Below are 24,745 nucleotides of genomic sequence, written 5' to 3'. Positions count from 1 at the left end.
TGAGAGAACCCTTTTGGCGTACCCGCCACGCCATGAACGGTCCGCGCCTCGTCTAGACTACCAGCCTGCCGGTCTTCTCCGCGAGCCCAACCGTCGCTTCCACCCCGGAGTTGAACTCCAGATAATCGCTCTCTACTCCATCGCTGAAGATCACGCCGTCCTCGGGCATCTGCGACGTAATGCGCAGCGGCAGACTGCTGCTGATTCTCCCGAATACCAGCTCCGCTGAAGTCGTCCGGCTTGGAAAAGGCTCCCGCACGGTGAAATACAGCTCGGGATGATTCCAGGCCAGACCGCTGCCCGCGCTGACTGCGGCAATCTCCGCAGACACCTGGGCTGTCTGTTCAGCAGCTGCATCCTGCATTTGTGCGGCACGGCTGACGATACCCGCAGCTCCGGCGAGCACACTCTTGAGCCAGCCCGTGGAGCCCAGGCCGGTCGAGACAATGATGCCGCTGGAGGACTGCTGCTCCAGCTGCCCGTTCAGCTCCAGCTGATACCGGGCCGAGACATGGGTCCGGCGGCCGATGAACAGATCGTTCACCCCGTACAGGCTCTGCCCGTCATTCAGCTCCACCTTGGCAAGGGTAACCTCGCGGACCTGGCGCTGGGCACGCAGCACCTCACTCACCACTTGCCGCACCTCCTTGACTCTGAAGGGCAGCAGCACGCCATCCCAGCGCAGCGGGTCAGGATTCACTCCGATCAGCGGCTGCTCTTGAAGGTATTTCAGTGTATTGGCGACCAGACCGTCCTGCCCCAGGACCACTACGGTATCCTCGGCCCCGAAGATGAAATTCGGCACATGCTGCCGCTCCAGCACCTGGAGCCGGCCGATGGCGCTGAGCTCGGTCACTGCGGTCTCCACCGCCTTGCGGTATTGGAAATCCTCACTTAAGTAGTCGCTGAAATCGGCTCCCAGCCGTTCAATATAGAACTGGGCCTGCTGGATTGTGTTGTAGCGGACCACCAGCTCCTCCAGGCGTGTCTTGCGCTTGATCAGTATGATTTTGTTCTCCGAACCCCGGCTGCTCATCGTCCGTTACCTCCTCTTTCTGCTCCGGCTCCACCTCCTGCCGAGCCGGCCATGATTCCTTGCAGCAGATCCGGTGTAATGTTAAGCTGGCCGATCTTCCCGGCATTCACCGCTAGCTCCTGGAAGGCGATGGCGATCAGCTTATCCGGGTTCATGCCGACATTTGTCAGCGCCTGCAGGACGTTAGGCGATACATTTTGCAGCGAATTCATTACCGCCGTCAGCTCGTAAGCCTTGGCATCCGCTTCGGCTCTCTTATTCGCTATGGCCAGCTCAATCAGCGCCTGCTTCTTCTCCTCCAGCTCCGTATCAAAAATCAGCTGCTCTTCCTTCATCTCATTCTGCTTCTGCTTCGCTGACCGGTCAGAATCAAGCAGCGCCTCACGCATCTGTCTCTTCTTCGTCTGAACGGCGATCTCCGTATTCAGCTCATTCTCCTTCACCCGCCGCTCCTGCTCAATCGAAGCATTGCGCCGCTCATATAGCGCGTTATCCGCGCTGCGGAGCATCTCCTCTCTGGCCTGCGCTTCCAAGGCCCGCAGCGTCTCCTTATTCGGTACAATCGCCAGAATGGACAGGCCCATCAGCTCAATGCCCAGCTTCTCTATCTCCGCACTCTGGCCGATTTCATGGGTAATCATCTTGGCAAGACGTTCACTCGACTGGATAGCCTCCTTCAGCGGGAGCTGCCCGAGCTGCTTCTTGGTCAGGACCTTGGCGATATTAATCACCCGCTGGGCCAGCTTGTGCGGATCGTCGGAGAGATAGGTGTTCTTTTTGAGATTATAGGTGTAGTTGAGGATCTGGGTGGTCTTGCGGTAATCGACAATCCGGTAGGTCAGCTGCCCCTGGACGGTTACCGTCTGATAGTCCGCCGTAATTTCCTCGAACATGAATGGAACATCGATCGAAGAGACAGGCACGACAACCACCGAAGTTGTCGGCGCATAATAATGAAAAGAAAGCCCGACCCCTTCACGCACTACCTTGCCATTCTTCACCTTGAGCACATAATCACTGGGCTGAAATTTCACGAACCGGAATCCAAACATGATCATTACCTCCTAGGGGGTGTATTCTGAGTCATCTGTTGAGCAAAGGTAAACTCAGTTATTAATTAATTGTTATTATTAAATTGTTATTAACAACATCATAGCAGACCTTTTTGATATTATCAATATGTTATTAACAAAACGAGCAAGAAAATATTGTACAAATTCAAATGCTGCCTCGTGTTTTGTCCATTGAGTAACAACTGGCTATAATTTATGATGATCTAAACGATAATGATTATCATTATTGGTAATCACAATACCTTTGGGAGGCATACATACAATGAACAAGACTCGACAACCCTTCGCTATCCTGGGCATGCTCTTCCTGATGGGCACTTTACTGCTCGCCTGCAGCAGCAATAAGAATAACCAGGGGAGTAGTGCAGCAACCACCGCACCTGACGCGCAAGCCACTGCTGAAGCTGCAGCTACTACCCGTTCACACACGGATTACAAAGGCCATACGGCAGAGATTCCAGTGAATCCGCAGCGGATTATCTATTCCGGAGAAACGTATGGCGATCTGCTGGCACTTGGTGTACAAGCCATCGGCTATCCGCTCTCCATGGGGGAGGGCCAGGTCTTCGAGGACAAGCTGACCGGAATTGCAGATGTCGGGTTCCCGATCAATCTGGAGAAGACGCTGGAGCTTCAGCCCGATCTGATTATCTACGCCGGTATTGATGAAGCTGATTACGACGCTCTCTCCAAAATCGCTCCAACGATTATCTTCGATACCTTCGCCCCCCTGAAGGAGCGGATGCTGGATATTGGAGATATTTTAGGCAAGAAGCAGGAAGCGGAGGCTTGGCTGGCCCAGTATCAGGCGAAGGAGGATGCGATGTGGGCCCAGCTTAAGGCTGCGGGCATGAAGGACGGTGAGACCGCTTCGGTCTTCACTTATTATCCGGGGGACCGGCTGTTCGTAATGGCAACGACGGGCCTCTCGCAGGTACTGTACGGAGAGCAAGGCTTCAAGCCTACCCCAGCTATTCAAAAGGTGCTGGATGCCGATATGGGCTTCCAGGAAATCTCACTGGAAGTGCTCCGGGAATACGCCGGAGATCGTATCTTCCTGCTGACTCCGGTAGCAGACGAAGCCAAGCAATCGACCGGCAATCTGCTGAAGAGCGCGGTGTGGAACAGCCTGCCTGCCGTTAAGAACGGCTACGTCTACACACAGGACATCACGAAGACCTCCAGTGATGCTACCACCAGAGAGTGGCTGCTCGGCGAGATGCCTACCATGCTGGGCAAGCAATAATTCCGGGGCAGACAGACTGAAAAGCAGCTTATCAACGCCTGTTGATAAGCTGCTTTATTTTATATACAATATTGTTTATTGATAATCGTTCTCAATATAATTCAATTCTAAGCTGCTGAAAGGAGTGCCTGCCTTGCGCGAGCCTGACCACGACCACCTGTCTGCACTCCCGTCCGCCCCTCTCCGTTCCCTGCTGTTTCAATTCAGAAGCATTGAACTGGTGATGCAGAGCGCTGACACTATATCGGCTGTGCAGACAGCGGAGCAGCATACGCTCCTGCTGTTTACGGGCGGGCGCGGTGAACTCGGAATCACTGAGCAGACCTCACTCTCTGTACATGCGGACAAGTGCTGTCTGCTGCCTCCCGGAACCTCATACAGTCTGGATAACCGGGAGCTGACGCTTTATTTTTATGTGTTGACTTTTGCCGCTTTGACTACAGGGGATTCCCCTGCGTTCTACGTAGATGAACTGCTCCCGGGGCAAAAAGAGCTGATTGTCCACCCCTTCACCAGAGTGATCCGGCTGGCGGAAGAGCTGCTTGCGCATCATAATGGCAGGGATGAGCTCCAGCATGTCAGACAACAGCTCCAATTCCAAGAGCTGCTGCTCCTGCTGCTTGAACAGAACTACTCCACCCGCCAGCTGCCAAGTCCGGCGCAATCGGTGGAGAGTACGATACACTTCATGCAGCAGCATTATAGGGAGAGTATCACGGTGAAGCAGCTCGCGGAGCTGGCCGGTGTCTCCCCCTGGCAATACACTCCGATCTTCCAGAAACTGACCGGCCAGCGCCCGCTCGATTATCTGACCGATGTGCGCATTGGGCACTCGAAGACTTATCTGCTTGAAGCCGCCGAGCCGCTGCGCGAGATTGCCCTGCGGGTAGGCTTCTCCGACGAATACTACTTCAGCCGCCGCTTCCGGCAGAAGACGGGAATGACTCCCGGGCAATATGCCCGGTCGCAGCAACGCCGGATTACGGTCACGGACTGGACCGGACATTCGGTGGACATCCCTGAGCGTCCGAAGCGTGTTGTCTACCACGGGGAGACACTAGGCGATGTGCTGGCGCTGGGGGTGAAGCCTGTCGGCGGTGACGAAGCGTTCGCCCGGGGCAGTGTCTATAGCCACCGGGTCAAGCGCTTAGCCAATGTCGGATTTCCGCTGGACCCGCAGCTGACCCGGTCCATCCGGCCTGACCTGATTATCCTCGCAAGCCCGGATGAACAGATCTACCGGGGTGTATCCGGCATTGCCCCAACACTCACCTTCGACTCCTTCGCACCGCTGGAGCAGCGGCTGCGGATTCTTGGAGAGTGGCTCGGGAAGCAGCGCGAAGCTGAGGTCTGGCTGCAAGCCTATCATGCCAAGAACGCAGCCATGTGGCAGCATCTGTACGCCGGGGGACTCTTGAAGGGTGAAACAGCTTCGGCGCTGTTCTATGACCATGGCAACCATCTATACGCCATGGGAATGACCGGCTTGTCCACGGCCTTGTATGCCCCTGGCGGCCTGCAGCCGACAGCGGAGATCAAGGACATTCTGGACAAGGATCTGGGGTTCCGCGAAGTGGACCCGGCGATGCTGCACAGCTACGCAGGGGACCGTGTCTTCATGCTGATTCCAGAACGGGAGGACTCCCGGGAGGCCATGGAGCAGCTGCTCCAGACGGAGCTCTGGAGCAGTCTGCCTGCCGTGGAGCAGGGCCATGCCTATATGCTGGATGGAGCCAAATGGAATTCCGGCGATGCGCTGACCCGGGAGCGGCTGCTGACGCTGCTGCCCAGACTGCTGGGCCTCTAACAGGGCTTGAGAAGCGCACGGATGGCTTCAAGCCGCTCCGGGTCAATAGGCTTCAGCGGATCGCCCTCCTCCCGGACCGCCGATCCGAAGTGTACCCGGCGGACTCCGGTCCTTGTAACGAAATCCTTCAGATCTGCGGCATTCAGACCGCTGCCTGCCAGGATGGAGAGCGAAGAACCGGCAGACAGCCGTTCCAATACGGCGAGCCTTACCATACCGCCGGGTGTATTGGCCGCAGCAGTCCCGCCGGAGGTCAGGATATCGGTAATCTGCGGATACCGCTTCAAGACCTCAAGGGCTTCAAGCTGGTCCTGCACCTCGTCGAACGCACGGTGGAAGGTAACCTCCATCCCCCCTGCCCGCTCCAGCAGCCGATTCAGCAGTTCTTCATCTATTGTCCGGTCCTGGCGGAGCATGCCCATAACCAAAGACAGCCCGCCTACCCCGGCTACATGCCGGATATCGCGCAGCATAGTCTCCACATCGGATGCGTCATACACGAAGGAGCGGGCGTGCGGTCTGACCATCACTCTCACAGGAATACTGACCTTTTCCCGGACCGCTTCGATCAGTCCCAGACTAGGCGTTAATCCGCCCTCCCGGATACCCGTGACCAGTTCAATCCGGTCAGCACCATAACGCTCCGCTATGACCGCATCATTTACTGTAGTTGCTATAACCTCTAACAGCATAAATTGCTACACTCCCCTTCTTAGTCGTAATCCTTATAAACCGCTCTACCCTTAGTATAAAGATAAACATTGTAAATAGCAGGAAGATTCCTGACTAAGTCAGTACTAGACCTGCGACCAGGATTTTTCCCGCCTTTTGGAGAGTGTGTTCTCTGGATGAAGCCTCTATACTGAAGAAGTTGAAATTTGGAAATCCGGAATGGAGCGCCCTGAATGATAAGACAAAGTATACACGCGTGGAAAATGCTGATCCTCTCTCTGCCCAAAGGAATCATCGCCTTCGTAATTGCTGTTACAGGTCTATGTGCAAGCCTGCCCTTGATTATTGTATGGGTGGGGCTGCCGCTGCTGGCCCTGACCTTGGCCTGGTGCCGCAGCATGATGTCCAGTGAACACAAAACAGTTGAAGCCTGGTCCAGCGGCAACAGCCGACGTGGAACAGGGCTGCCTGCTGCCGCAGATCATGCCCCCGCCTTCCGCTGGGAGGGGCTGCGGACATTAGGACACCAGCTCCGCGAAAGAGAGTCGTACCGGGGAATCCTGTACAGTCTCCTCCAGCTGCCCGCAGGTATTCTGGGGTTCACACTGGCACTGGTCCTGCCTGCGGTGGCCTTCAGTGCTCTTGTGTCACCTGTGGCCCAGCGAATCAGTTCATCGGTATTCTCCTATGATTTGAATATGCTGGACCCGGAGTTCTTCTTCTTCCTGTCCGGCACAACCTCAGATGAACGCTCGTGGATTCTATGCGGAACCGGATTTGTACTGCTGCTGATTCTGCCGCTGCTGCTTGTGGGTCTTGGACGTCTGTACGCGGCCTGGATCAACGCAGTTTCAGGAACACCTGTGAATTCCGCCAGTACCCCGCTTGAAGTCATACATACCTGATCTCTTCCCGCATATCTATTAATAGTTCACTTGCCAAAGCTTACGAAGCGGGTTGTGCCCGAAATGATTGCAAGAAGGGCAGCCCGCACAACCTTGTGAGGAGGCGGTTCAGTGCTCATGATCCTGGTGTATCTGTTTGCTGTGCTTGGCGTGTCTCTCCTGCTGTTGGCTGCGGTTCTTCAGTACAGACTCTCCCGTCCCAGGGCTGCGGGCCATAGCGGGGCTACCCATGCCCTGTCCGCCTTCAGCCTGAAATTCCCCCAGCGGTTCATAACTCCAGACGAATCCCATCTGATTGCCCTGGACGAAGAAGGCCAGGCGCTCGCCATCGGGCTGCTGCATCCGGGAAAGCCGGAGCCGGCGACAGCCACCCTGTATACGTTCGATGCCATCCTTGGAGCAGAGATTGTCGAGAATGCTCTGACTCTCAGCAAGGTAAGCAAGACCAGCCGGATAACCACCAGTGCACCGAGAATACGAGCAGGTGCCGCCGCAAGCTATGAATTCACAGAGCCTGTCCAGGGCGGCAGTCCTGCCGAAGAGATCCGCGAGCTGACGCTCAGAATCTATTTTAGCAGCACAGATACGCCTGTGGTATCCATTCCTTTTCTCCCGGCGCGCCTGCCGGCCCGCAAAACAGATCTTCAATATTCCGCAGCCTTCCTGGAGGCGCAGCAGGTACATGAGAGAATTCGCGACATCGTCTCTGCATAAGGGAAGCCTTAGCCTTCAGAATTCACAATTACCGGACAACCGCTGTAAAATCCTCCAGAGCCCTCCCCTGTCTCAGCTTATCAATAATTGTAAGCAGGAAGCTCTCCGCGAGGCTGCCTGGTAATATGGCGTCCGCAGCTTCATCCAGTGTGAACCAGGCTGCGTGGTCCAGCTCGTCGCTCATGGCACTCAGGTCCTCCGTGTCAGCCACACTAATGTAATTGAGCATTAATGTATTAGACGGGGCGAAATACTGGCTGCGCATATATTCATAAGCAATCACCTCAAGCCCCGCTTCTTCCTTCACTTCACGGGTCAGGGCCGCTTCGGCGTTCTCTCCCTTATTCACGTACCCGGCGAGCAGAATGTAATCCTTGCGCTTATACTGCTGGATAAGCAGGATTCTATCGAGTCCCCGGTTCAGTACGGCTGTACTCATCGCTGTGCTGAACACAGGGAATCTGAAGACGGCGCATGAATCACAGTAGGGTACCTCACCTTCTCCATTGCATTCCTTCATTACCAAGCGGCTTCCGCATTCCAGACAAAACTTCAAGCTTTATCGCTTCTTTCTGTAGGTAGTATAGTTGTTGTCTATTCTAAGCGATTGCTTCCGAACGTACCACGGTAAAATTCAAGAAACCCGTCCTTTATAGAACAGGGGACAGGGTTTCTTGACGTGATGTGGAATATACTATAAGGGGCCCGGACACTACGGGCTGCATTACATCTTAGAGATGGAGGGAACTACTCGACATGAACATCATTAATTTCGCGCATCGCGGCGCATCCGCAGCCGCCCCGGAGAACACAATGGCGGCCTTCCGCAAGGGTCTGGAGCTTGGTGCAACCGGCATTGAGACCGACGTACAAATGACCAGTGACGGAGCAGTAGTAGTGATCCATGATGAGAGTCTTAACCGCACCACTTCAGGCAGCGGTTATGTGAAGGATAAGACGCTTCGTGAGGTGCTGGAGGTGGACGCAGGCTCCTGGTTCAGCCCTGAGTTCGCAGGAGAACGGATTCCGACACTGGACGAGCTGCTGGATCTGCTGCAGGGCCGGGAGACGATTCTGAATATAGAGCTGAAGAACGGGACCTTCCTCTATCCCGGCATGGAAGAGAAGGTCATCGCCGCTGTCCGGGAGCAGGGTATGAGTGAGCGGGTGGTAATCTCCAGCTTCAATCATTATTCCCTGGCCTACTGCAAGTCACTGGCACCGGAGATCCGTACGGGTATTCTCTACGGCGAGGGGCTGTACCGTCCTTGGAATTACGCAGCTACATTGCAGGCAGATGCGCTGCACGCCCATCATTCCTCGGTTCTGCCGGAGTTCGTGAATGCTGCTGCGGAGAAAGGCATTGTCTATCATCCGTGGACGGTTAATGATCCCGAGCGGATGCAGGCTCTAATCGATGCTGAGGTGGCGGGAATCATTACCGATCATCCGGATGTTCTGGCCGGGCTGCTGGCTGCCAGAAGCGTCTGACATATGTAACACGGCTGCGCTGTCCATAGGATGGCGCAGCCGCTATTGTCAAAAAAGCCCCACCAAGTGGGGCTTTAGACGAAATATTTATTGTGCCCTTGAGCTGCTGACCAGCTTCACGGAAGGAATACGGCTCTCCTGCTTGTATACGGCATAACGCCCGCTTCCCAGCTGCTTGGCACTGTACATAGCCGAATCCGCCTCCTGAAGCAGCTGCTTCGGGTCAATCCGGCCCTGGCTAATCGTCACGCCTACACTGGCGGACACGAATAATTCATGGCTCTCCAGCTTATAGGTCCGGGTGATGCGCTCCAGAACCTTAAGGGCAAGCTGCTCTGACTCCTTACGGCTGCAGCGTTTGGCGATAATGACGAATTCATCTCCGCCCACCCGGAAAATATGCCGCTTGCCTTTGCAGGTAAATTGCTGCAGGCTGGTTCCTACGGCCTCCAGTAAAAGATCCCCTGTATGATGGCCGAGGGTATCGTTAATCGATTTGAACCGGTTCAGGTCCAGATATAATACCGACAGCTGCTCGCTCAATTTGCAGTGATCCCAGAAATGATCCATTCCGTTCTTGTTCAGCAGGCCGGTAAGCGTATCCCGGTATGCCAACTCCTTGAGCTGGTCACGCTCTCCAAGGATCATGCGGATCCGCAGGAACAGATACAGAATACCGGCAAGTGTCAGCATGTACAGGAACAAAGAGATCAGCAGGCTTCTGCCTTCTGTAGTGAAGCCGGTTATGGCTCTTCTGCCCAGCAGATGCATGCCGCCAAGTCCGGCACTGATTACCAGCACCACAAGACTCGAGCGGACCGCCCGGGTTCTTTGCGTTTGTCTGGAGAAATCCTTTGTCAATCTGAGCGTGCTATATACGGTCAGGACCCCTATAAGTATGGATAGAATCGTCAGCATATAATTGCGGGCCTCTTCCACTAGTCTTACGCCCTCCTTCAGCCTATCAATGAATTTATGGTTTTATCGCTTTCAAGCGCTACTGTACAGGATCCGACTGAACATATTCTGAACAACTCCGGCAGGGGATGCTGGACATTAATACCCCCACCGGATCAGCACTAAGCATATTATCGGCAGGACCGGCGCTTTATTGTAATGAAATGCTCGGAAATATCCCGTCCTATCGGTCCATATGCTCCGCGCTGTTGTACAATTCACAGCTCCAGCTGTCATTCTCATTGACCAGGCAGGTGATAGAGGTGTTCTTCAGCAGCACGCTCACATCCAGGGAAGGCACAAGTCCGGCCAGCGTACTCCGCAGAATAGCCCCGTGGCTGACTACCAGCACATTGCTGCCGGGATGGCGGGCAGCAAGCTCTTCAATCGCCCGGACTCCCCGTTCGCGGGCCAGTTCCTGGCTCTCCAGCTTCAGATCCATCGTCTTCCACTGGCTGCCGAAGCGCTCGATCCGCTCGCTCTCTGTGGTTCCTTCAATCAATCCGCCGTTCATCTCCCGGATGTCCGGAAGGAGACCGGCCAGCGGGATGCCCAGCCTCCCGGCGATAGTCTCCGCCGTCTGTCTGGCCCGCAGCAGGTCGCTTGAATAGATATAATCCCACGCTTCGCCGCTAAGCCGCTCCGCAAGCACGCCGGCCTGCCGGAAGCCTTCCTCGTCCAGAGGATTATCCGTGTGGCCCTGGACCCGGCCCTCCTGATTCCAGCGAGTGCTGCCGTGCCGGATTAAGCCTATTCTTGTCATGATCGCTACCACCCTTATATGCAGATATTCTAATGTGTTCCCATTATAAACTAACCCGCTGCTGGATGCATGCTCCATTGACGGTAACGGAAGACGATTATATGATGGTAGCTCAAGTGCTGCATTCTGGGGCCTGTTCCAGAATCATCCTAACCTGCAGATCAACCTGCTATAAGCAAAGGAGATTTTGTGTATCATGAAAAAACTGCTCACCCTCTTTACCGCCTTCTGTCTGCTGGCTGTCCTTCTTCCAGCACTGCAATCCGGTGCCGCTGCGGCGCCGCAGGCCAAGCTTGCCGTATATGTGGACAAGGAGAATCACTCCTTCATCCCGGCCCGCTTCCTGAACGGCTTCGCCGGTATCCAGTCTGTGCTTACCGCTTCCGGCGGCCAGATTGAGATATCACGCGGCGAGAATTCCATTAGCTTCACTCCAGGCAAGCCCGGGGCTTCCGTCAACGGCAAGCCCGTTACCGCAAGTGTACGGCCCTTCAGTGAGAACGGGACTACCTACGTTCCCTTATCTCTTGTAAGCCAGACACTTGGCATACAGCTCCAGTGGAACAAGGAGGCCGGTTCACTTACGCTGACAAGCGGGGCTGAAACAGGCACCGCTGAGACAGCCACCCTGCCTGTACAGAACGGCAGCCTGATCAAAAGCGGATCGCCCGCTGTAGTCAGCGGACATCATACCTACAAGGTCGGCGGCCGCTCCTTCAGCGTCCAGACGGTCACGGTCTCCCTGCTGCATCCTTCGGTGAAGCTGGATGCCGTTCTGGCCGGGAATACCGTCGGCAAGACAGAAGCTCTTGCCAGCATCGCCAAGCGCAGCAATGCCGCCGCCGCGATCAACGGCACATTCTTCGCCGCCTATACTGACGGCGCCTTCAAGGTTCCTTACGGCTACATCATCAGCGGCGGGAAGATGCTGAAGAACAGCTCCGGAGATAAACGGGCTGTCTTCGCTTACGACAGTAATATGCTGGCTGAGCTGATTCCGGGCAGTGAATTCAAGGCACGCTTCGATTCCGGTTCCGTTCTCGGCGCACTCCAGGCGGGACCACGGCTGTTGGTCAACGGGAAAGTCGCGCTGAATGTGGCGGCCGAAGGCTTCCGGGACCCCAAAATCCTGACTGGCGGTGGCGCCCGCAGCGCATTGGGCATCACCCGCGATCATAAGCTGATTCTGCTCACCTCCGGAGGGGCAACTATTCCCCAGCTGGCGGAAATTATGAAGCAGGCCGGAGCCTACCAGGCGATGAACCTGGATGGCGGCGCCTCCAGCGGCCTGTACTACAATGGCAAGTATCTAACGACTCCGGGACGCCTGATCAGCAACGCGCTGGTTGTCCAGACTAAATAATGCACCAAGCTTAGAATGTAAATCTTAAGTGTGTTGATGAAACTGCCTTTATGGAATGCTGCGAAGCGGCCATTCCTATGGGCAGTTTCTTTTTTTGATTCCAGCGGCTCCTCAAGCGGGCTCAGTTCAGTCTGTAATCAGGCAGAATAAGGAATACGCCTATGGGGGATAATACACCAACACATCCAGATTTCAGCAGAAGGGAGCCCCCGAGATGCCTCAAGAGCCGAAGAAGAGCCGCCAGACTACCAAAGATCCTGTAGAAACCTCCGTGCCTGCACCGCTTCCGCTGAAGCTCTCCCTTGAGGATAATTTACAGGAGTTCAGCCGCCGGATCGGCAGCAGCTCGGATATTGTTATCCGCCATTATAAGAGTGAAGCCAAGCCTCCACTTACCCTTGCCTTCATTTATATTGACGGTCTGGTCAACGCAGATACGGTCAACCAGGCGGTGCTCCAGTCTTTGATGGAGAACAGCACGCTGAACGGAGATAGCATTACCACAGAAGCTGCCTTCAACCTAATCAAGGAGCACATTCTGCCGGTTGGGGGAGTGAAGGAGGCCCGGACCCTGGAGGTGCTGCTGCCCCTGCTTTTTGACGGCTATACCCTGATTCTGTTCGAGGGGCTTCAGGTCGCACTGGCCGCCGACACCTCCGGCTGGGAGAAAAGAAGCATTAATGAGCCGACCTCCCAGGGGGTTATCCGCGGGCCCAAGGAAGGCTTCACCGAGAGCCTGCGCACCGGGACCGCCATGCTGCGCCGCCGCCTGAAAACTGCTGATCTGCGGATTGAGGAATATACCATCGGACAGCGTACCGGAACCGGAATTGCCCTCGTCTATCTGAAGGGCCTCGCCAGTGAACAGGTGCTGACCGAAATCCGCCGCCGGCTGAACGCCATCAATACCGACGCCATTCTGGAGAGCAATTATATTGAAGAATTCATACAGGACGGCGGACTGACGCCTTTTCCCACCATTCAGAATACCGAACGTCCCGACGCCATGGCCGGGGGCATTCTGGAAGGCCAGGTGGGGATTGTCATTGACGGCACCCCCTTTGCCCTGCTGGCCCCGTCCACCTTCTTCAACTTTTTTCAATCCAGCGAGGATTACTACCAGCGGTATGATATTTCCTCCTTTCTGCGGCTGATCCGCTACGGTGCGTTCTTCGTCTCTATGCTGCTGCCTGCACTCTATATTGCCGTTACTACCTTTCACCAGGAGATGCTGCCGACCACGCTGCTGATCAGTCTGGCTGCCCAGCGGGAAGGCGTTCCGCTCCCCGCCTTCGCAGAGGCACTGCTGATGGAGCTGACCTTCGACGTCCTGCGTGAAGCGGGGGTACGTATGCCGCGGACCATCGGACCGGCTATCTCTATCGTCGGTGCGCTGGTGCTGGGGCAGGCTGCTGTTCAGGCCGGGCTGGTCTCGGCGGCGATGGTCATTGTGGTTTCTTTTACCGCCATCTCGAACTTCGTGATTCCGTCACTGGCCATCGCCAACTCCATCCGGCTGATCCGCTTCGTGATGATGTTCATCGCTGCCTCGCTCGGCCTGTTCGGCATTATGTCCTTCCTGATGGTGCTGCTGATTCACATGGCGGGCCTGCGCTCCTTTGGTGTGCCTTATCTGTCTCCGGTGGCGCCGATGATTCCGCGTTATCTGAAGGATATCTTCATCCGCGTTCCGCTATGGGGCATGAATATGCGTCCCAAGACCAATCTGGGCAAGGAGACCCGCAGACAATCACCGCACCAGAAGCCGCAGCCCGTTGACAACGCAGCTAATCCATCACCGCCACAGCCTAAGCCACAGGGAGAGGGTCCAGCATGAATGGAAAAATCGGCACCACCCAAGCCGCCATGCTTGTCGTCAATACCATCCTGCCGACGGCCACTGTCGTACTGCCTATCATTATCAGCACCTATGCAGAACAAGACGCTCCGCTGGCGATCATCATGTCTACTGTGGCGGGGCTGCTTATTGCGTGGATCGTCGGGGCGGTGATTCAGAGCAGCAACGGCGCTCCTTTTCTGGACTGGGTCGGGGAGAAAAGCTCTCCGGTAGTGTCCGTGATCCTCGGTCTGCTGATGCTCCAGTTCTACCTGGACACCACTGCAACCATCCTGCGGGAATTCGTCAATTTCCTGAAAGAAAACGTTCTGATCAACACCCCCATCACGGTGCTGGTCATACTCATTCTCTTCATCACTATCTATATGGTTAGGCAGGGCATTGAAGCGATCGCCAGAGTGAACAGTCTGGTGATTCTGCTCTATCTGTTCTTCGTACCGCTGTACCTGTTCGGGCTCTACAATGATCTGAATGTGCATCATCTGCTGCCCATGTTCGATCATAATCTGGCTGAAATCACCCTGGCGAGCCTGACACCGACAGCATGGATGTCTGAGGTGGCGGTGCTGCTGTTCCTGGCCCCTTACCTGCAATATCCGCAGCGGGCCAAGATTATCGGCTGGACAGGCCTACTGTTCGTTGCTGCACTGATGATGTTCTCCCTGATCACAGCCCTGATGGTCTTCGGCCCGGAATTCATTAAGCTCAGCAGCTACCCTGGCTTCGCTACCGTCAGTATCCTCCGGATCGGCCGGTTCATAGAGAAGCTGGACATTCTCTTCATCTCTTATTGGGTGCTGTCGATCTACCTTAAATTTGCGATCTTCCTGTTCGTCACGGTGGAGTGCTTCAAGCAGACCTTCCGGGTCAGCAGCAGCAGGCCCTTCATTGGCGCTCTGGGTCTGATCATTGCCCTGGAGTGCCTATTCTCCTGGCAAAGCTCTGCCAAGCTGAATGTCTATAACGAGGAAGGGCGGTTCGTGGTCTTCTTCCTGTTCAACGTGCTGGTGCCGCTGGGCGCCGTCTTGCTGAGCAGGGTACACAAGGCCCGATCTAAGCGGAAGGGGCTGGAGACATGATGAACAAACCGGGCAATCTGTTGCGCCTCCTGCTCACCTTCCCGCTTCTCACCCTCCTGCTCTCCGGCTGCTGGGATGACCGGGAGCTTAACGAGCTGGGCATTACCTCCGGCTCCGCCTACGACTGGGAGGATAATCAATGGAAGGCGACCTATCAGGTCATTAACCCCTCCTCAGGCGCCAGCGGGATGGGCAGCAGCGGAGGAGGCAGCACCAGCTCGCCGCCCTTCCTCACGTTCACCGTCAAGGGCCGGACGATTATGGAGGCCATTGAACGAACCAATCTGACCAGTACGCGGGAGATGTTCTTCTCCCACTCCCGGATTGCCGTAATCGGCGAGAGCCTGGCCAGGCACGGAATCAATCAGCTAATTGATATCTTCCTGCGCAAGCAGGATGCCAGAGAAACAGTGTATGTATTCATATCTGAGGGGGAGGCCGGTGTCATTCTGGATCAGCTGATGCAAATGACTAAGAATCAAGGGGCCGGCATCCAGCTTATGATTGAACAAGAATCACGGCTCTTGTCCTACTATCCGGGAATCCGCCTGTATGAGCTGGCAATGGCGCTGTCCTCCGAGTCCAAATGCGCGGTATTGCCGGAGATTCTGCTGACCGGCCCCCTGACGATGGATGAGACCAGTGAGACAGCGGTTACCGATCTGCCCTCGCGGTTGGCACTGGGAAGGCTGGGCGTCATTAAGGGGGACACGTTCGCGGGCTGGCTCAGCCAGAAGCAGGCGTTCGGGCTTTCTTTTCTGACCGATAACATTGATTCTGCCACCATCGCCTTCCCCTCCCGGCCGGCAACAAGCGACAAGCTGGATGCTTCATTCATCCTGCAGAATTCGGCCACCACCGTCCACCCTGTCTGGGACAAGGATCATTATGTGATGGAGGTTAACGTCAAGGGCAGCGGTGTGCTGACGGAGCTTGGCAGTGTCATGGATCTGAACGACCGCAAGGCGATCAGTGAAATGGAGGCCTCGCTGGAGCAGCGGGTGCTGGAGCTAATGAATAACGCCTGGGCGGAGGTCAAACGGCTGGGGGCAGACGTCACCGGATTTGCTGTGAGAGTACACCGGAGCGATCCGAAGCGCTGGAAGCAGATTGAGAAGGCGAAGAGCTGGGATAGCGTCTTTCAGGAGATCGAGCTCCGCCCGCAGGTCTCCATCGAGATGGAACGGACCGGACTCAGCAATAAATCGTTCAAGTCTGTCCAGCAGAAGTAAAGGGGCATATCTATGAAAATAGCTATTACTCTTATACTCTATGCGCTTGCCTATGGTTGGGGGTGGACGAAGCTACGCGGAGAAGAGCGCCGCCGGCGACGGCTCTTACTTGGCTGCATTATGGGGTACGGGGCGTATCTTAATCTATGCGGAATTACCAATACCCCTCATGTATCGCTGGGCAGCCTGTATACGGCGTTCTTCCAGCCTGTCGGCAGAGCCATTATCTATTGGTTAGGAGGCTAAAGATGCAATCATGGTGAACAAAGAACAGGTCTCTTCCCTGCAGATTGCGTTCATGATTATGCTGTTTGAAATCGGCAGCACGCCGCTGTTCCTGCTTGGGGGCACCGCTAAGCAGGATTCCTGGCTGGCGATGTGTGCAGGTTCAGCGGCGGGCTTCGCCCTTCTCCTTGTGCTGATGTGGATTCAGCACCGGTCTCCGGGCACGGACCTGATCGGAATGCTTAAAGCTCATTTTGGCACAGCTCCAGGGGCGTTCATCGGCGCGGTCTACAGCCTGTATTTCGCCTATCAGTCCATGCGCAATGTCCGCGACCTCGGCGAGCTGACGGCGATGACCATGCTGCCGAGAACCCCAATGGCCATTACGATGCTGGTGTTCGTGCTGCTGGCCCTATATGCGATCTGGAAGGGGGCGGAGGTTGTCTTCAGGCTGCCTGAGGTGCTGCTGCCGGTCATGCTGTTCTTCTATTTCCTGCTTGTTGTGATGCTGAGCATCATGGGGGCGATTGATTGGGGCCGTCTGGCGCCGGTTATGGAGGGCGGGCTGATGCCGGTCCTGCAAGCGGCACTGCCGGAGATCGTCTCATTTCCCTTCGGGCAGATGATTGTTTTTCTGATGCTGTGGACGCTATGGGAGAAGCCCGGTGTGCCTGTAAAATACACAGTGAACGCCTATCTGCTCATCAGCGCATTCCTGATCTTCATGAACGCGCTGAATGTGGCCGTCCTCGGCCCGGCGATAGCGGGAGTGAGCCAGCTGCCTTTTCTCAAAACCGTCCGGGTGCTGTCCAATCTCAAATTTGTCGAGCGGCTTGATATTCTGGTCACGATCCAGCTCTTCCTGGGGCTGCTGATCAAGATGATGCTCTTCTACTTCTGTTCCGTAAAAGCTCTTGCAGAGCTGACCGGCAAACCGGCCAAATGGTGGGTCTTCCCTGTGGGGGCAGTTATCTACGGCTCCTCATTCCTGGAACGGGATTACACCCAGCATATCGCCGTCGGCCTGGGGCCGAGCCTGAAGCTTGACCCGCTCTTCCAGGTCGCCATTCCGCTGCTGCTGGCTCTGTCGATCTGGGTGCGGGGCCGGTTATAGCGTTCAGCTTGAAGCAGAGTGCTCCGGCTGCTGGTCGAACTTCAGATTCTGCGGCCCGGACGGAAGGTTCTCCGCACCTGTAGAGCCATCCGTTACGGGAACATCCTTGCCTACTTCCTCGAATTCACATTCCCCCAGCCATACCTGTCCGCTTCCGCTCAGCAGAATTCCGATATTGATCACATCGGCTTCGGACGGAATATCCATGACGCAAGCATAGTGGTTCCATTCCGTTGTTCCTTGTATGCTCCGGTTCTGCATGTTGTCAAATGCCAGCATATTCTGCTGATGATCATCCACCCTCATCCACAGACCGCTCCAGCCGGTGACATCCTCCGTTCTAACGAACCCGGAGAAGCGCATCCGTCTCCCCCGATACTCTCTTGCCTGAAACTGCTGCATCAAGGTTCCAAAACCATTGTCGTCCTGCGCAGCCTCTTCTTTGGAGTGAAGATGCATCGAGGGACTTGTCTTATAGCAGACGCGGGGATCAATCTCGACCTTATATTTCTCCTGGTGGGTACCTGTAATATACCAGCCTGTAATCTCTGACATTGTAAATACCTCTCTTTCTTGAATCAATAGTCTCACCTGCGATCTGTACTGAGCAGGCGGCAAATCATAAATTTCCTTGAAAGCTCTTGTAAAAGCCTCCTGGCTCTCAAAGCCGCACTGCAGCGCAATCTCAAGAATACGTGTCTCGGAGTACAGCAGGAGATTGGCTGCTTGGCTGAGACGGCGGGCCCGGATATATTCATGGACATTTTTATTCACATATTTACGAAAAATCCGGTGAAAATGATATTTGGATAACCCCGCTGCCTTAGCCACCTTCTCCAAATCCAAATCCTCTTCCAAATGCTGCTCAATAAATTCGATGCTCTTGTGAATCAACTGATAGTGCATGACTCTCACCCCCTCCACAACTCAAAGTATATAGCAGACACCGGAAATACTTTTGATAAATCTTGCTGTATTTATCTTTCCCTAGGGAAACATTATTGTTGCAAGGACAAATTTATTTACGTATACTAATCTTGTGGCAGGATGCAATATTCTGTGCCGTGCACAATATACTATACAAGTGCATATTTCATACTTAAGGATAACTATAACTATTCATTCATTATTCATACGAAAGTGGGAGAGCTTATGGCCGGAGCCGTAATTCCATTGTCTGAAGCTACGAACGGCAGCACGCTGCGGATCAGCGGCATCGAGGTCCAGGGTGTGCTGCGGAGAAGACTGCTTGATCTCGGATTTGTCGCCGGGAACCGCGTAGAAGTGCTGCGGCGCAGCCCGCTTGGAGACCCTACGGCTTACCGGATCAGCAATACGACCATTGCCCTGCGGCGGGAAGAGAGTTCCCTCATTTATGGCGAACTGATTGGAGGCGGAGAAGGATGAGTGAGTATACCGTAGCTTTTGCCGGCAACCCCAATACAGGCAAGAGCACGCTGTTCAACCTGCTGACCGGGATGCGCCAGCATACCGGCAACTGGGCCGGTAAAACTGTAGTCACCGCCGAAGGGCGGTTCACCCACAAGGAGCATACTTACCGGGCCGTTGACCTTCCCGGCACCTATTCGCTCTACTCCAATTCCGCCGATGAAGAGGCGGCCCGAGACTATATTATTTTCGAGGAGCCGGATGTCACGCTGGTGGTTCTGGATGCAACGTCGCTTGAGCGCAACCTCAATCTGGCCCTGCAGGTGCTGGAGATAACGGGACGCGCCGTAGTCTGCATCAATCTGATCGATGAAGCCAAGCGGCTGGGCATTGATATTAATCTGAAGCGGATTGCGGAGCGGCTCGGGGTGCCTGTCACGGCCATTTCGGCCCGCAACGGGATCGGTATTGAAGCGCTGCTGGATCAGATCGCACGCGTAGCGACCGGTGAATTCAAGGCAGAGCCGCTGAAGATCACCTACAACGAGGAGATTGAGCAAGGCATTGCCGAGCTGATCCCGATGGTAGAGCAGACAGTCGGTGCCAGATATCCGGCACGCTGGATTGCCCTGCGCCTGCTGGACGGTGACCACAGTCTGCTGGCTTCCCTCAAAGCCCATATGGGACGCAAGGGTATATCTGTAGCGAAGGAGGTGGCCCGCCATGGAGTCACCGCATGCCATTAACGGCCAAGACCCGCTTGATTCCCTGCTCGCTACTGCGAAGAAGCTGGCAGACAAAGGGGCGGTCCGCGACGAGATCGTCAGCGGAATCTACGGCGTATCGGCCGGAATCTGCAGCGACGCCGTTACTTATCACGACAAGAAGAAGCTGGGCAGCACCTACAAGCTGGATAATATCGTCACCTCGAAGATCTGGGGCTTCCCTATTATGCTCGCCGGTCTTGGTCTGGTATTCTGGATTACCATTGCCGGAGCCAACTATCCTTCCGGCTGGATTGCCTCCCTCTTCAGCTGGATCGAAGGCTATCTGACCGCCGGCTTCGAGGCTGTTCATGCCCCGGTCTGGCTGCACGGCGTCCTTGTGCTGGGACTGTACCGCGGAACCTCATGGGTCATCAGCGTTATGCTGCCGCCTATGATGATTTTCTTCCCGGTGTTCGCGCTGCTGGAGAATTTCGGCTATCTGCCCCGGGTGGCTTTTAATATGGACCGCTTGTTCAAGAAATCCGGGGGGCATGGCAAGCAGGCCTTGACGATGTCGATGGGCTTCGGCTGCAATGCTGCCGCTATTCTGTCCACCCGCATTATTGAATCGCCCCGTGAACGGATGCTGGCCATTCTGACCAACAACTTCGTCCCTTGCAACGGCCGCTGGCCTACGCTTATTCTGCTCTCCTCCATGTTCATGGTCGGGGCGGCAACCACCGGGGCACTGCGCACCTTCGCGACTGCGCTGGTGTTAATGGGCATCGTACTGGTAGGAATTATCGTCACCCTGAGCGTATCGTGGATCATGTCCAAAACCGCGCTGCGCGGTGTGCCTACCCACTATACATTGGAGCTGCCGCCTTACCGCCGCCCGCAGATCTGGAAGACCATTGTCCGCTCCTCCAAGGAAAAGTCGCTCAATGTGCTGACCCGCGCCATCATCGTGGCCGCTCCGGCAGGGATCATCACCTGGATTCTCGGCAATGTGTTTGTCGGCGGTGAGAGTGTGCTGAATCATATGGCGGCCTGGTTCGATCCGTTCGCGCAGCTGCTCGGCATGGACGGCTTCATTATTATGGCCTTCATCCTCGGCCTGCCCGCCAATGAAATTGTGCTGCCTATCCTGCTGATGGGCTACATGTCCTCGGGGGCCATGGTCGATATCGAAGGTCTCGGCAGCATTAAGGACATCTTCCTGAGCCACGGCTGGACCTGGCTGACGGCGCTGAATATGATGCTCTTCTCCCTGCTCCACTATCCTTGCGGCACCACACTCGTGAACATCTACAAGGAGACCAAAAGCCTGAAGTGGGCCGTGCTCTCCGCTGTAATCCCGCTCGCTATCGCTATCGGCGTAACCTTCGCGGTGGCTTCGGCAGCCCGGCTGTTCGGCTGGGTTTGAGCGCAGGAGAGCTGCTGCGGGCGGCGGTAGGGCAGAAGCTTACGTCAAGTACCGGCTCCTTCAATCAGAGCACTATTCTCCCGTCCGGGCGGATAGTGCTCTTTTGCGCTTTTGTGCGCGCGGCGGTTCATATCGGCTGGGGTGTGAGCGCGGGCCTGGGGCGCATTCTTCGCGGTAAGCCCTGGCACGCCTGCCACATTCTCTGCAGCCCCCGATTGTGATCGGTTTTTCGATTATATTCCGCTCATTCGCCTCCGCCACGCCCAATGTGATCGGTTTTTCGATTACATTCCGCCCACGCGCCTCCGCTACGCCCAATGTGATCGGTTTTTCGATTACATTCCGCCCACGTGCCTCTGCCATGCCCAATGTGATCGGTTTTTCGATTACATTCCGCTCACATGCCTCTGCCATGCCCAATGTGATCGGTTTTTCGACTATATTTGGTCCGCACACCCCCGTGGTTACAGGAGTTAACGGGCAAATAGGGACACCTGCTCCTCTGCTATTTGACTCTCCCTCTCCCTACATGTTAGGGTGATTTGGAAGCTATTATTTTCCGGGAGGGATTGTTCATGACAGCAGTGAAGCTCAGTATTGATTACGATGGATTTGAGGAAGGCAAACGGATGGAGACGGAGATTGAACGCTTAAGCGAAAGTCCTGAAGCCGCCGGGCTGACCAGCCTTACGATTGGCGACTGGGGACAAGCTTACGAGAACACCTCGGAGGAAGCCGTCCAGGCCCTGGTGAAGCACAGCGCCAGCTTCCCGGCGCTGCGCAAGCTGTTCATCGGGGACATGAGCTATGAGGAATGTGAAATCTCGTGGATTAACCAGACCGATCTCTCGCCGCTGCTGCCCGCTTATCCTGAGCTGCAATCCCTGACTGCACAAGGCGGTACCGATCTGCGTCTGAGCCAACTGCAGCATGACAAGCTCGAAGAACTCATTATTATTACCGGCGGACTCAGTAAGGCCGTGCTGGCGGACATTGCCGCTTCTCGCCTGCCGAATCTGCGCAAGCTGGAATTATACCTTGGGGTGGACAATTACGGCTTCGACGGCGGGCTGGAGGACCTTCTGCCGCTGATCGAGCCCGGGAAATACCCTAATCTAACTTATCTTGGACTCAAAAACAGTGAGATCCAGGACGAAATTGCCGCAGCCCTGGCGGATGCGCCGATTCTGGACCAGCTCCATACCCTGGACATGTCACTGGGAACGCTTAGCGATACTGGCGCAGAGGCGCTGCTCGCCAGCGAGCGGGTGAAGGGACTGAAGCTGCTCAACCTGAGCCATCACTACATGTCTGACGAGATGATGCTGCGCCTGAAGAACAGCGGATTGCCGGTGGATGTCAGCGACCAGCAGCAGGCCGATGACGATGATGACTGGCGCTATCCGTCGATCACAGAATAATGCAGCCCGCTGCACCGCTGATTGTCTTCTGCCAGCCCGGCGACCGGCGCTCAGCCGGTATCCAGCAGGCGCGCTCGCGTCTCGGGATGCCACCGGCGCTGCTGATTCCCTACGCCGGGCTGCTGGAGGGCCAGCCGCTGGCTGATCTGCTTACGCTGGCTGTGCAGCGGCAGATTCGGGACGGAGGCCCGGGGCAACCGCTGCTTGAACAGTGGGAATCCTTGCGCGACTACAGCAGCGGGCCCTCCGAGCGGGAGTCCGCTAGCGGCAGCTCCAGCGGGCATCCCACACAACCCACACAAGAGTCCGCTGGCGGCAGCTCCAGCGGGCATCCCACGCAAGAGTCCGCTGGCGGCAGCTTCAGCAGGCACGCTGCGCCGGAATCTGCAGCGTGCCCGCCACTGCTGCGGCTGGAGTCCCCCGGCGGCAGCTTCGCGCTGGAGCGGGCGCTTATCGCGCTGGGCGCACCGGATGCGCCGGACCCGGACGACTCGCTGCACCCGTTCGGGCAGCAGCCGGACCTGAGGCCGCTCAGCTTCAAAGCGGCCTCAGCCCTGAAGGACCTGCCTGGCGTGCTGCATCACCCGTCCCAGTGGTTCCGCGGCTACTGCCGCCTGCTGGCGCGGCTCCGGCGTGAGGCCGGGCAGCTCCTGCCCGCCTCCCGCTGGACCAACGATCCGGCGGAGATCGCAGCCATGACGGACAAGCGCCGGACCCAGCAGATTCTCGCCGAGTCCGGCGTGTCTGTTCCCCGGCCGCTTCGCGGCAGCGGCGGACAAGCCCCCGTGGACTACGCCTCCCTGCGCGAGCTGATGCTGTCGCAGCGGATGCACCGCGTGTTCATCAAGCTGGCCAGCGGCTCCGCCGCCTCCGGCGTGATCGCTTATCAGCTGAATCCGGCCACGGGAGCCGAGTCAGCAGTTACCACCATCGGGGTCGAGAGCTATATCACCCGGCCCCCGGTGTATTATAATTCCGGCAAGCTGCAGCGTTATACCGATTCTGCCCACCTTGCCGGCATCATTAACTGGCTCTACCGCCACGCCGCCTATGCCGAGCAGTGGATTCCGAAGCCCGGCAGGGACGGGCATTCCTTCGACGTCCGTCAGCTGGTTGTCGCTGGTGAAGCCTGCCATGCAGTCGCCAGGGTCAGCACCACCCCGATTACGAATCTGCATCTGCGCAGCCAGCGGATGACTCCGGCGGAGGCCGGGCTGAGCGAGGTGCAGCAGGCGGAAGTACGCCGGACAGCGGAGGCTTCGCTGGCCGCTTTTCCAAATTGCTCGGTTGCGGGCATCGATGTGCTGGCGGGAAGCTCCGGGCGGATGTATACGGCGGATGTGAATCCTTTTGGAGACTTGTTGTACGATGTTGAATACCAAGGCTGCAGCACCTACGAATGGGAAATGAAGCAGCTGTCTTAGGAGGAATCCGGCCCCATGACCGATATGAACGCCATTGTCGGCACCCACGATATCTTAATGATTACGCTCGATACTTTGCGCTACGATGCGGCTGTGCTGGAGGAGGCGAATTGCCCCAACCTGTGCGGCAGCGGCTCCTGGGAGCAGCGGCATACCCCCGGCAGCTTCACCTATGCGGCCCATCATGCCTTCTTCGGCGGCTTCCTGCCCACTCCGGCTAACACGAATAAGGCTGAGCATGTGCGGCTGTTCCACTCCAGGAACACCGGGCTGAAGACCCATCCCCATACCTGGCTGTTCGATACACCGGATATGGTGTCGGGGCTGGCAGCGGCAGGTTATCAGACGGTGTGTATAGGAGGCGTAATCTTTTTCAGTAAAAAAGTGCCCCTCGCCCGCGTCCTCCCCGGTTATTTCCAGCAGAGCTATTGGCGGATGACCTTCGGGGTCACGAACCCGCGCTCAACGGAGCATCAGGTGAATCACGCGCTCAAGCTGCTCGGCAACACCCCGCTGGACCAGCGGCTGTTCCTGTTCATGAATGTCTCGGCGATCCATGGCCCGAACCATATGTTCCTGCCGGGTGCCCGCAAGGATTCGGTGGACAGCCAGCGGGCTGCGCTGCGTTATGCCGACGGAGAGCTTGGGCGTCTGTTCGATGCGTTCCGGAAGCGGGGTAATCCGGTGTTCTGTCTGGCTTTTTCCGATCACGGCACAGCTTATGGCGAAGACGGCTATCAGGGCCACCGGCTGGCGCATGACACGGTATGGAATGTTCCGTACCGGGAATTTATTTTATAAGCATGGAACTGAAATTCGATCCCGCACAAGGAAGGAGAACGT

Annotated in this window: 24 protein-coding genes; 17 read left to right on the top strand and 7 right to left on the bottom strand. The window is 56.2% G+C overall.

Annotated elements, in window-relative coordinates:
* Positions 1 to 52 precede the first annotated feature (52 nt).
* Positions 53 to 1,036, bottom strand: coding sequence for a sugar kinase (locus NST26_RS05005; protein WP_340978727.1), 984 nt, complete (start codon positions 1,034 to 1,036; stop codon positions 53 to 55).
* A complete protein-coding gene (locus NST26_RS05000) occupies positions 1,033 to 2,088 on the bottom strand; it encodes an SPFH domain-containing protein (RefSeq protein ID WP_209878793.1) in 1,056 nt (351 codons plus the stop codon). Before NST26_RS05000 ends, NST26_RS05005 begins: the two co-directional genes overlap by 4 nt.
* A gap of 283 nt (positions 2,089 to 2,371) precedes the next feature.
* On the opposite strand from NST26_RS05000, the gene NST26_RS04995 reads away from it, so the two are divergent.
* Both NST26_RS04995 and NST26_RS04990 read left to right on the top strand, forming a co-directional pair.
* Positions 2,372 to 3,355 (top strand): ABC transporter substrate-binding protein, encoded by a 984-nt coding sequence (locus NST26_RS04995; protein ID WP_339313000.1) that lies wholly within the window; start codon positions 2,372 to 2,374, stop codon positions 3,353 to 3,355.
* 133 nt (positions 3,356 to 3,488) lie between these two features.
* Complete coding sequence (locus tag NST26_RS04990; protein ID WP_340978726.1) at positions 3,489 to 5,162, top strand: helix-turn-helix domain-containing protein; 1,674 nt, start codon at positions 3,489 to 3,491, stop codon at positions 5,160 to 5,162.
* On the opposite strand, the gene NST26_RS04985 is transcribed toward NST26_RS04990, so the two are convergent.
* On the bottom strand, positions 5,159 to 5,854 hold the full coding sequence (locus NST26_RS04985; RefSeq protein ID WP_339312998.1) for a copper homeostasis protein CutC: 696 nt from the start codon (positions 5,852 to 5,854) through the stop codon (positions 5,159 to 5,161). The two genes, NST26_RS04990 and NST26_RS04985, sit on opposite strands and share 4 nt — an antisense overlap.
* A 213-nt stretch (positions 5,855 to 6,067) precedes the next feature.
* Between NST26_RS04985 and NST26_RS04980 the strand changes: the two genes are divergently transcribed.
* Both NST26_RS04980 and NST26_RS04975 read left to right on the top strand, forming a co-directional pair.
* Entirely contained in the window at positions 6,068 to 6,739 is a 672-nt protein-coding gene (locus tag NST26_RS04980) for a sensor domain-containing protein (RefSeq protein WP_340978725.1), read from the top strand.
* Between the two features lie 111 nt (positions 6,740 to 6,850).
* The gene (locus NST26_RS04975; protein WP_340978724.1) at positions 6,851 to 7,453 is read left to right on the top strand and encodes a hypothetical protein; all 603 of its coding nucleotides are present in this window, start codon (positions 6,851 to 6,853) and stop codon (positions 7,451 to 7,453) included.
* 28 nt (positions 7,454 to 7,481) lie between these two features.
* On the opposite strand, the gene NST26_RS04970 is transcribed toward NST26_RS04975, so the two are convergent.
* Positions 7,482 to 7,973, bottom strand: a complete 492-nt coding sequence (locus NST26_RS04970) for an NAD(+) diphosphatase (protein WP_340978723.1) — start codon at positions 7,971 to 7,973, stop codon at positions 7,482 to 7,484.
* Positions 7,974 to 8,209: 236 nt separating this feature from the next.
* Here NST26_RS04970 and NST26_RS04965 point away from each other — a divergent pair, with 236 nt between their 5' ends.
* A complete protein-coding gene (locus NST26_RS04965; RefSeq protein WP_036723244.1) occupies positions 8,210 to 8,944 on the top strand; it encodes a glycerophosphodiester phosphodiesterase in 735 nt (244 codons plus the stop codon).
* Positions 8,945 to 9,031: 87 nt separating this feature from the next.
* On the opposite strand, the gene NST26_RS04960 is transcribed toward NST26_RS04965, so the two are convergent.
* Together NST26_RS04960 and NST26_RS04955 are read right to left on the bottom strand one after the other, a co-directional pair.
* Positions 9,032 to 9,883, bottom strand: coding sequence for a GGDEF domain-containing protein (locus tag NST26_RS04960; RefSeq protein WP_051477842.1), 852 nt, complete (start codon positions 9,881 to 9,883; stop codon positions 9,032 to 9,034).
* A 202-nt stretch (positions 9,884 to 10,085) separates the two neighbouring features.
* Complete coding sequence (locus NST26_RS04955; RefSeq protein ID WP_036723243.1) at positions 10,086 to 10,664, bottom strand: histidine phosphatase family protein; 579 nt, start codon at positions 10,662 to 10,664, stop codon at positions 10,086 to 10,088.
* Positions 10,665 to 10,860: 196 nt separating this feature from the next.
* Between NST26_RS04955 and NST26_RS04950 the strand changes: the two genes are divergently transcribed.
* From NST26_RS04950 to NST26_RS04925, 6 genes are all read left to right on the top strand, one after another.
* On the top strand, positions 10,861 to 12,027 hold the full coding sequence (locus NST26_RS04950) for a phosphodiester glycosidase family protein (RefSeq protein ID WP_036723241.1): 1,167 nt from the start codon (positions 10,861 to 10,863) through the stop codon (positions 12,025 to 12,027).
* 214 nt (positions 12,028 to 12,241) lie between these two features.
* Positions 12,242 to 13,864 carry a spore germination protein gene (locus NST26_RS04945; protein ID WP_051477841.1) on the top strand — a complete coding sequence of 541 codons (1,623 nt, stop codon included), beginning with the start codon at positions 12,242 to 12,244 and terminating at the stop codon, positions 13,862 to 13,864.
* The gene (locus NST26_RS04940) at positions 13,861 to 14,964 is read left to right on the top strand and encodes a GerAB/ArcD/ProY family transporter (RefSeq protein WP_340978721.1); all 1,104 of its coding nucleotides are present in this window, start codon (positions 13,861 to 13,863) and stop codon (positions 14,962 to 14,964) included. Before NST26_RS04945 ends, NST26_RS04940 begins: the two co-directional genes overlap by 4 nt.
* On the top strand, positions 14,961 to 16,196 hold the full coding sequence (locus tag NST26_RS04935; protein WP_340978720.1) for a Ger(x)C family spore germination protein: 1,236 nt from the start codon (positions 14,961 to 14,963) through the stop codon (positions 16,194 to 16,196). Before NST26_RS04940 ends, NST26_RS04935 begins: the two co-directional genes overlap by 4 nt.
* A gap of 12 nt (positions 16,197 to 16,208) precedes the next feature.
* Positions 16,209 to 16,442 (top strand): hypothetical protein, encoded by a 234-nt coding sequence (locus NST26_RS04930; RefSeq protein ID WP_155991300.1) that lies wholly within the window; start codon positions 16,209 to 16,211, stop codon positions 16,440 to 16,442.
* A 10-nt stretch (positions 16,443 to 16,452) separates the two neighbouring features.
* Entirely contained in the window at positions 16,453 to 17,535 is a 1,083-nt protein-coding gene (locus NST26_RS04925; protein WP_340978719.1) for a GerAB/ArcD/ProY family transporter, read from the top strand.
* A 3-nt stretch (positions 17,536 to 17,538) separates the two neighbouring features.
* Here NST26_RS04925 and NST26_RS04920 read toward each other — a convergent pair whose 3' ends face one another.
* A complete protein-coding gene (locus NST26_RS04920; RefSeq protein WP_339254022.1) occupies positions 17,539 to 18,441 on the bottom strand; it encodes an AraC family transcriptional regulator in 903 nt (300 codons plus the stop codon).
* A gap of 246 nt (positions 18,442 to 18,687) precedes the next feature.
* On the opposite strand from NST26_RS04920, the gene NST26_RS04915 reads away from it, so the two are divergent.
* The 6 genes from NST26_RS04915 to NST26_RS04890 all read left to right on the top strand — a co-directional run bounded on the left by NST26_RS04915 (position 18,688) and on the right by NST26_RS04890 (position 24,703).
* Positions 18,688 to 18,942 carry a FeoA family protein gene (locus tag NST26_RS04915; protein WP_036723378.1) on the top strand — a complete coding sequence of 85 codons (255 nt, stop codon included), beginning with the start codon at positions 18,688 to 18,690 and terminating at the stop codon, positions 18,940 to 18,942.
* Complete coding sequence (locus tag NST26_RS04910; protein WP_340978718.1) at positions 18,939 to 19,670, top strand: FeoB small GTPase domain-containing protein; 732 nt, start codon at positions 18,939 to 18,941, stop codon at positions 19,668 to 19,670. The genes NST26_RS04915 and NST26_RS04910 overlap by 4 nt, the downstream gene beginning before the upstream one ends.
* Complete coding sequence (locus tag NST26_RS04905; RefSeq protein WP_340978717.1) at positions 19,648 to 21,057, top strand: nucleoside recognition domain-containing protein; 1,410 nt, start codon at positions 19,648 to 19,650, stop codon at positions 21,055 to 21,057. Before NST26_RS04910 ends, NST26_RS04905 begins: the two co-directional genes overlap by 23 nt.
* Before the next feature lie 575 nt (positions 21,058 to 21,632).
* On the top strand, positions 21,633 to 22,478 hold the full coding sequence (locus tag NST26_RS04900; protein ID WP_340978716.1) for an STM4015 family protein: 846 nt from the start codon (positions 21,633 to 21,635) through the stop codon (positions 22,476 to 22,478).
* Entirely contained in the window at positions 22,478 to 23,902 is a 1,425-nt protein-coding gene (locus NST26_RS04895; protein WP_340978715.1) for an STM4014 family protein, read from the top strand. The genes NST26_RS04900 and NST26_RS04895 overlap by 1 nt, the downstream gene beginning before the upstream one ends.
* A 15-nt stretch (positions 23,903 to 23,917) precedes the next feature.
* Complete coding sequence (locus NST26_RS04890) at positions 23,918 to 24,703, top strand: STM4013/SEN3800 family hydrolase (RefSeq protein WP_340978714.1); 786 nt, start codon at positions 23,918 to 23,920, stop codon at positions 24,701 to 24,703.
* Positions 24,704 to 24,745 lie beyond the last annotated feature (42 nt).

Origin of the sequence: Paenibacillus sp. FSL R7-0128 (assembly GCF_038002245.1) — a bacterium.
In the GTDB taxonomy this organism is placed as follows: Bacteria; Bacillota; Bacilli; order Paenibacillales; family Paenibacillaceae; genus Paenibacillus_AQ; species Paenibacillus_AQ silagei.
The sequence above is the reverse complement of the archived record's forward strand: the minus strand, read 5'-3'. Positions and strand labels throughout refer to the sequence as shown.

Bases quoted from the DNA above. Each gene is read 5' to 3' on its own strand.
- NST26_RS04970 (WP_340978723.1), bottom strand. From the start codon at position 7,973: ATGAAGGAATGCAATGGAGAAGGTGAGGTACCCTACTGTGATTCATGC.
- NST26_RS04980 (WP_340978725.1), top strand. From the start codon at position 6,068: ATGATAAGACAAAGTATACACGCGTGGAAAATGCTGATCCTCTCTCTG.
- NST26_RS04920 (WP_339254022.1), bottom strand. From the start codon at position 18,441: ATGCACTATCAGTTGATTCACAAGAGCATCGAATTTATTGAGCAGCAT.
- NST26_RS04915 (WP_036723378.1), top strand. From the start codon at position 18,688: ATGGCCGGAGCCGTAATTCCATTGTCTGAAGCTACGAACGGCAGCACG.
- NST26_RS05000 (WP_209878793.1), bottom strand. From the start codon at position 2,088: ATGTTTGGATTCCGGTTCGTGAAATTTCAGCCCAGTGATTATGTGCTC.
- NST26_RS04950 (WP_036723241.1), top strand. From the start codon at position 10,861: ATGAAAAAACTGCTCACCCTCTTTACCGCCTTCTGTCTGCTGGCTGTC.
- NST26_RS04940 (WP_340978721.1), top strand. From the start codon at position 13,861: ATGAATGGAAAAATCGGCACCACCCAAGCCGCCATGCTTGTCGTCAAT.
- NST26_RS04905 (WP_340978717.1), top strand. From the start codon at position 19,648: ATGGAGTCACCGCATGCCATTAACGGCCAAGACCCGCTTGATTCCCTG.
- NST26_RS04900 (WP_340978716.1), top strand. From the start codon at position 21,633: ATGACAGCAGTGAAGCTCAGTATTGATTACGATGGATTTGAGGAAGGC.
- NST26_RS04925 (WP_340978719.1), top strand. From the start codon at position 16,453: ATGGTGAACAAAGAACAGGTCTCTTCCCTGCAGATTGCGTTCATGATT.
- NST26_RS04935 (WP_340978720.1), top strand. From the start codon at position 14,961: ATGATGAACAAACCGGGCAATCTGTTGCGCCTCCTGCTCACCTTCCCG.
- NST26_RS04955 (WP_036723243.1), bottom strand. From the start codon at position 10,664: ATGACAAGAATAGGCTTAATCCGGCACGGCAGCACTCGCTGGAATCAG.
- NST26_RS04910 (WP_340978718.1), top strand. From the start codon at position 18,939: ATGAGTGAGTATACCGTAGCTTTTGCCGGCAACCCCAATACAGGCAAG.
- NST26_RS04945 (WP_051477841.1), top strand. From the start codon at position 12,242: ATGCCTCAAGAGCCGAAGAAGAGCCGCCAGACTACCAAAGATCCTGTA.
- NST26_RS05005 (WP_340978727.1), bottom strand. From the start codon at position 1,036: ATGAGCAGCCGGGGTTCGGAGAACAAAATCATACTGATCAAGCGCAAG.
- NST26_RS04965 (WP_036723244.1), top strand. From the start codon at position 8,210: ATGAACATCATTAATTTCGCGCATCGCGGCGCATCCGCAGCCGCCCCG.
- NST26_RS04930 (WP_155991300.1), top strand. From the start codon at position 16,209: ATGAAAATAGCTATTACTCTTATACTCTATGCGCTTGCCTATGGTTGG.
- NST26_RS04895 (WP_340978715.1), top strand. From the start codon at position 22,478: ATGCAGCCCGCTGCACCGCTGATTGTCTTCTGCCAGCCCGGCGACCGG.
- NST26_RS04995 (WP_339313000.1), top strand. From the start codon at position 2,372: ATGAACAAGACTCGACAACCCTTCGCTATCCTGGGCATGCTCTTCCTG.
- NST26_RS04985 (WP_339312998.1), bottom strand. From the start codon at position 5,854: ATGCTGTTAGAGGTTATAGCAACTACAGTAAATGATGCGGTCATAGCG.
- NST26_RS04890 (WP_340978714.1), top strand. From the start codon at position 23,918: ATGACCGATATGAACGCCATTGTCGGCACCCACGATATCTTAATGATT.